Genomic DNA, 5,576 nt, shown 5'->3' with positions numbered 1-5,576 from the left:
GGCGCGACGCGCGTGCTGCTGCTCGGCTCCGGCGAGCTGGGCAAGGAGGTCGCCATCGCGTTCCAGCGCCTCGGCGTCGAGGTGCACGCCGCCGACCGGTACGCCCACGCGCCGGCTCATCAGGTGGCGCATTTCTGGCATGAGCTGGACATGACCGACGCCGGCGCCGTGAAGGACCTGGTGGCGAAGGTCCGCCCGCACTTCATCGTCCCCGAGATCGAGGCGCTGGCCACCGACGCGTTGGTGGAGCTGGAGGCGGAGGGCGACGTCACCGTCATCCCCACCGCCCGCGCCGCGCAGCTGACCATGAACCGCGAGGGCATCCGCCGCCTGGCCGCCGAGGAGGTGGGCCTGCCGACGTCGCGCTACCGTTTCGCCTCCACCCGCGAGGAGTTCGTCGCGGCGGTCGAGGAAATCGGGCTGCCGTGCGTGGTCAAGCCGGTGATGAGCTCGTCGGGCAAGGGCCAGTCCACCGTCCGCTCCGCCGAGGACGTCGACGCCGCGTGGGAGTACGCGATGAGCGGCGGCCGGGTGTCGTCGGGGCGAGTGATCGTGGAGGGGTTCGTCGACTTCGATTACGAGATCACCCTGCTCACCGTCCGTTCCATCGACCCCGCCACCGGCGAGACGGCGACGTGGTTCTGCGAGCCCATCGGTCACCGCCAGGTCGACGGCGATTACGTCGAGTCGTGGCAGCCGATGCCGATGTCGCAGGTGGCGCTGGACAACGCCCGGTCCGTGGCGGCACGCATCACGGGTGCGCTCGGCGGTCGCGGCATTTTCGGCGTCGAGTTGTTCGTCCGCGGCGATGACGTGTGGTTCTCCGAGGTCAGCCCCCGCCCGCACGACACCGGCCTGGTCACCATGGGCACGCAGCGCTGCTCCGAGTTCGAGCTCCACGCGCGCGCGATCCTCGGCCTGCCCATCGACGTGACGCTGACGTCGCCGGGCGCCTCGGCCGTCGTGTACGGCAAGTGCGACGGTCCCGCGCCGACCTATTCCGGGCTTGCCGACGCTTTGGCCGTCCCCGAAACCGACGTGCGCATCTTCGGCAAGCCCGAGGCGCACGACCGCCGCCGCATGGGCGTCGCCGTGTCCACCGCCGAGGACGTCGACTCCGCCCGCGACAACGCCGCCAAGGCCGCAGCCGCTCTGAGCGTGTCGGTGGATTAGTTCTACGCCGCCCATACCTCGTCCCAGCGCTTCTTTTCTTCTTCGTCCCGGAGGCGCTGGGCTTCGCGGGCCTCGGCGACGATGCGGCGTTCCTCCGCGAGGATCCGCAGCCGTTTCTCGTTGTGCTCGGCCAGAGCGCGACGCTTTCGGAGCTGTCGGGCGGTGAAGTTCGTGCGGTGCTTCCCGGCCAGCGGGCCGGTCGGCACGCTGACCGCGACGAACCCGGTGGACCGCGACGTCCAGTATTCGGTGCCGTCGGGCATCCGCAGGACGTCCCACATCTTCCGCGTCTTCAGATCGTGGTGCTTCTTGCATAGGCAGTGGAGGTTTTCTGTGTCGGTCAATCCACCCGCCGCCGGATCGTCGTGGTCGTAGTTCTCCACGTGGTCGCCCTCCGTCCGGTGCGCGGGACGTTCGCAACCGGGGAAGCGGCACGTGCCGTCGCGGCCGATGATGAACGCCTTCTGCGCCTCCGACGGCACGTACCCGCCGGTGGTGGAATCGCCGCACAGCCGCGCTCCGTCGGCCATGGCCATCCAGTCGTCCGCGAATGCGCCCTTCACCCATCCTCCGGCGCCGGGCACCCACGTCTCGCCGGTGTCCCAGCTCTTGTAGACGTTCAACGTCACCGCCACCTCGCTCGTCCCCCTCACCAGGTGGGTGATGGCCTCCACCTGCGAGCAGTTCTCCTTCGCGCAGATGGCGTCGAGAACCGTCATCAGTTCGAAGGCGCGGGCCCGGTCCAGCTGCGCGGTAAGTTGCGAAAGCTCGCGGCCTTCCACGAGGTCGACGAACTCCTTCGGCGGTGCGTCGGGGTCTTCCGCCGGATCCGGGATGTCCGAATGTTCCGGATCGACGTTTCGCGGCCGGGCCAGCGGCTCCATTCTTTCGATGACTTCCTGGACCCGGTTGTGCAGCGCCCGCCATCCCTTCAGCGCTTGCCCGTCGCGCTTCGGCAGGATCAGCGGCAGCAGCCGATCCTCGAGCTCGGCGAGGATGTCGTCGGGCGCGGTCAGCGTGCAGCCGGCGAGCACGCGCAGGTGTGAAAACGGCAGGTGGCCGCGGTGCCGCAGCACCGTCGCCAGCCGTGGCAGCCGCCGCAGCATGAGGCCGACGTCGACGTAGGATTCGGCCACTCCCGGCGTCACGCCCAACTGCAGCGCGACGTGTGCGAGATGGTCGGTGACGTCCGCGGCCCCGTCGGGAGGTGCGCTCTCTTCCGCGATGCGCAGATCGTCGCGATTGCGCCGGATGGCGATGATGGACAGCGCCGTCGCGAACTCATGGACCCACCGCGGCGCATCGGTCGAGCACGCCGCGTCGAAACGGCTCGGCCTCTGAGGTCTTGGCTCCGGATTCGTCGGGTCTTGCTCGGTCGGCTGTGGCTCGGTCGTGGTGGACTGGTCTGGGCTCGGATCGGATGCGTGATTTCGCATCGCACTTCCCCCGGTATCCGACGGCCGCCGATCGCGCCCCACACGCGATCTCCACTTCGTCCGTCAGTTCGCACAGTAGGACACCGCCCGGATTTCTCTTCGGCGGAATCGGCCCAAACCCGCTCCAAAATCGCTCACCTGTTCGAATTTGCTGCACCGCCCCCCACGAAAACGACGGGCCGCGGAAAACATCGGCCCGTCGTCAAGCAGGAATCAGCGGTTCGGCGTCACCGGCGGCTGGTCGGACCAGGGGAAGACGATCCACTCGTCGGTGTGGCGCCAGGTGTAGTCGGGCTTGACCACGGACACGGACTTCTCGTACAGCACCGCGGACCGGACCTCGGCGCCCTGCTCGCGGAGGATCTCCAGAACCAGCTTCATGGTGCGGCCGGAATCGGCGACGTCATCGACGACCAGCAGTTTGCGGCCGGAAATCGACGCGACGTCGAGCATCGGCTCGAGGAGGATCGGGTCTGGCAAAGTCGTGTGGACGTCGGTGTAGAACTCGACGTTGATGGCGTCCGACAACTTCACCCCCAGCGCGTAGCTCAGGGCGCCGGCGGCGACGAGGCCGCCGCGCGCGACGGCGATGATGATCTCCGGTTCGTACCCGTCATCCGCGATGGTCTGCGCCAACTCGCGCTGGGCGACGCCGAACCCCTCCCAGGTGAGAATCTCCTTCTGCTGCAGGTCCGACGAATCCGCGTGGTATGCCATGCGTCAACTCTAATCGTGTCCGCGGCCGAGTCGGTGAAGGGTGCTGGAGGGGGTGACCCCGAGGGGTTCAGCCGAGCGCTCTGCGGGGACGAACGTCCCCGCGGGCGGGCTGCGGTACGAGCGAAATGACGCCGCGGAATTCGCCTGCCCCGCTGCTGGCGGGGTTGGTGCCCTACTTGCTGAACGATCCGGCGGGCACGCCGGCGTGATCGCGCGAGTGGGTGACCATGTCGTCCCACTCCACGAACTTCTTGCGCTCGCGCCCCTCGGCTTCGCCCGCCGCGCGCTCGGCCGCGTCAAGCCGGTGCCACCCGTCCCAGGTGGTGTATTCGATGCCGCGGACGCCGAAGAAATCGGTGACCGCGCTTTCCGACGGCTCGGCCGCAAGCTGCAGGATGCCTTCGTCCCAATCGGCCAGCAGGTTTCCGATCGCCTCGTTGGCGTCGCCCTTGGTGTTGCCGATCAGGCCGACGGGGCCGCGGCGCACCCACCCGGTGGCGTAGAGGCCGACGTGGCCGTCGACGCGGCCGCCCTCGTTGGGGATGACGGCCTTGGCCTCGTCGAACGGCACCTCCGGCACGGCGTCCGAGCGGTAGCCGACGGCGCGGTACACGGCGCCGACGGGCCAGTCGGTGAACTTGCCGGTGCCGACAACGCCGCCGTTGCCGTCGAGCTTGGTGCGCTCGGTGCGGATGGCGGTGACGCGGCCGTTCTCGCCGAGCAGCTCCACGGGGGACTCGAAGAAGTGGATGTGGAGCTTGTGGGGCGCCCCCTTCGGGTCGCGGATGGCGTAATTCTCGATGATCGAGCACACCTGGTCCACGATCTTCGACTCGCGCCGGGCGGACTCGGAGGCGGCGTCGTAGTCGATGTCCTCGGGGTCGATGACGACCTCGATGGTGGGGGAGTGGTCGAGCTCCTTCAGCTCCAGCGGCGTGAACTTCGCCTGGGCGGGGCCGCGGCGGCCGAAGACGTGGACCTCGCGGGCGGCGTTGGCGCCCAGGCCCTCGTAGACGTTGTCGGCGATCTCGGTGACGTGCAGCTCATCGGCGGTCTTCGCCAGGATGCGGGCGACGTCCAGGCCGACGTTGCCCACGCCGACGACGGCGACGGACTCGGCCGACAGGTCCCACTCGCGGGCGAACTCCGGGTGCGAGTCGTAGAAGCCGACGAACTCGCCGGCGCCATGGTGGCCCTCCAGGTCCGCGCCGGGGATGTCCAGGTCGCGATCGCCGGTTGCGCCGGTCGCGAACACGACGGCGTCGTAAAGCCTGCGCAGTTCCGCGACGGACACGTCGCGCCCGACGTCGACGTTGCCCAAAAGGCGGACCTCGGGCTTGTCCAGCACGCGGTGCAGGGACTTGATGATGCCCTTGATGCGCGGGTGATCGGGAGCGACGCCGTAGCGGATGAGGCCGAACGGCGCGGGCAGGCGCTCGAGAATGTCGATGGACACGTCGCGGCCGGACTTCATCAGGGCATCCGCGGCGTAGATGCCCGCGGGGCCGGATCCGACGATGGCGACTCGAAGCTTTCGGGTAGTCATGGGATCCGATGATGAGGGACGGCGGCCGCGGCGGCGGTGTTCGATTCACGATGATTTTTACCGCGCCTTGAACAGACCGGCCTGTCTAGTGTTCGGCCCATGGAGAAAATCGTTCTGTTCACGTTGATAGGTTTAGGAGCCCAGCTCGTCGACGGCACGCTGGGCATGGCCTTCGGCGTGACGGCGACGACCCTGTTCATTCTTTCGGGAACGGGCGCCGCCACCGCCTCGGCCGTCGTCCACGTCGTGGAGGTCGGCACGACCTTCGCGTCGGGCGCCTCGCACTGGCGCTTCGGCAACGTCGACTGGGGCCGCGTCATCCGCCTCGGCGTCCCCGGCGCGGTCGGCGCGTTCGTCGGCGCCACCTTCCTGTCCAACCTCGACGGCGACGCGGCCAAGCCCGTCACCTCCACCATCCTGCTGTGCCTGGGCCTGTGGGTCCTGGTCCGCTTCGCATTTTTCTCCACGGGGCGGACGAAGGGCGTGCGCAAGTGGGGCCTGGCCAAGCTCGGCCCGTTGGGCCTGGTCGGCGGCCTGCTCGATGCCACCGGCGGCGGTGGTTGGGGCCCGGTGACCACGTCGACGCTGATGAGCGCCGAAGCCGATCAGCCCCGCAAGGTCATCGGCACGGTCTCCGCGGCCGAGTTCCTGGTCGCCGTCGCCGCCGTCATCGGTTTCCTGCCGATGCTGCGCGAAGAGTTCTC

5 protein-coding genes are annotated in these 5,576 nt (G+C 68.8%); 2 read left to right on the top strand and 3 right to left on the bottom strand.

Translation table 11 applies throughout. The features are described 5' to 3' along the window. On the top strand, window positions 1–1,173 hold a 1,173-nt coding region (purT, locus tag GX015_RS05610; RefSeq protein WP_291343459.1), incomplete at its 5' end, for a formate-dependent phosphoribosylglycinamide formyltransferase. A 2-nt stretch (window positions 1,174–1,175) separates the two neighbouring features. On the opposite strand, the gene GX015_RS05605 is transcribed toward purT, so the two are convergent. The 3 genes from GX015_RS05605 to GX015_RS05595 form a co-directional block, all read right to left on the bottom strand. Further along, window positions 1,176–2,609 (bottom strand): HNH endonuclease signature motif containing protein, encoded by a 1,434-nt coding sequence (locus GX015_RS05605; protein ID WP_291343457.1) that lies wholly within the window; start codon window positions 2,607–2,609, stop codon window positions 1,176–1,178. Between the two features lie 213 nt (window positions 2,610–2,822). Beyond that, on the bottom strand, window positions 2,823–3,326 hold the full coding sequence (locus GX015_RS05600; protein WP_291343456.1) for a phosphoribosyltransferase: 504 nt from the start codon (window positions 3,324–3,326) through the stop codon (window positions 2,823–2,825). Window positions 3,327–3,498: 172 nt separating this feature from the next. Beyond that, window positions 3,499–4,872: an FAD-dependent oxidoreductase gene (locus GX015_RS05595; RefSeq protein WP_291343455.1), complete on the bottom strand. Its 1,374-nt coding sequence runs from the start codon at window positions 4,870–4,872 to the stop codon at window positions 3,499–3,501. 99 nt (window positions 4,873–4,971) lie between these two features. On the opposite strand from GX015_RS05595, the gene GX015_RS05590 reads away from it, so the two are divergent. Beyond that, on the top strand, window positions 4,972–5,576 hold a 605-nt coding region (locus tag GX015_RS05590; RefSeq protein ID WP_291343453.1), incomplete at its 3' end, for a sulfite exporter TauE/SafE family protein.

It is taken from the genome of Corynebacterium sp. (assembly GCF_012837295.1).
Classification (GTDB): Bacteria; Actinomycetota; Actinomycetes; order Mycobacteriales; family Mycobacteriaceae; genus Corynebacterium.
The sequence above is the reverse complement of the archived record's forward strand: the minus strand, read 5'-3'. Positions and strand labels throughout refer to the sequence as shown.

Bases quoted from the DNA above. Each gene is read 5' to 3' on its own strand.
- GX015_RS05605 (WP_291343457.1), bottom strand. From the start codon at position 2,609: ATGCGAAATCACGCATCCGATCCGAGCCCAGACCAGTCCACCACGACC.
- GX015_RS05600 (WP_291343456.1), bottom strand. From the start codon at position 3,326: ATGGCATACCACGCGGATTCGTCGGACCTGCAGCAGAAGGAGATTCTC.
- GX015_RS05595 (WP_291343455.1), bottom strand. From the start codon at position 4,872: ATGACTACCCGAAAGCTTCGAGTCGCCATCGTCGGATCCGGCCCCGCG.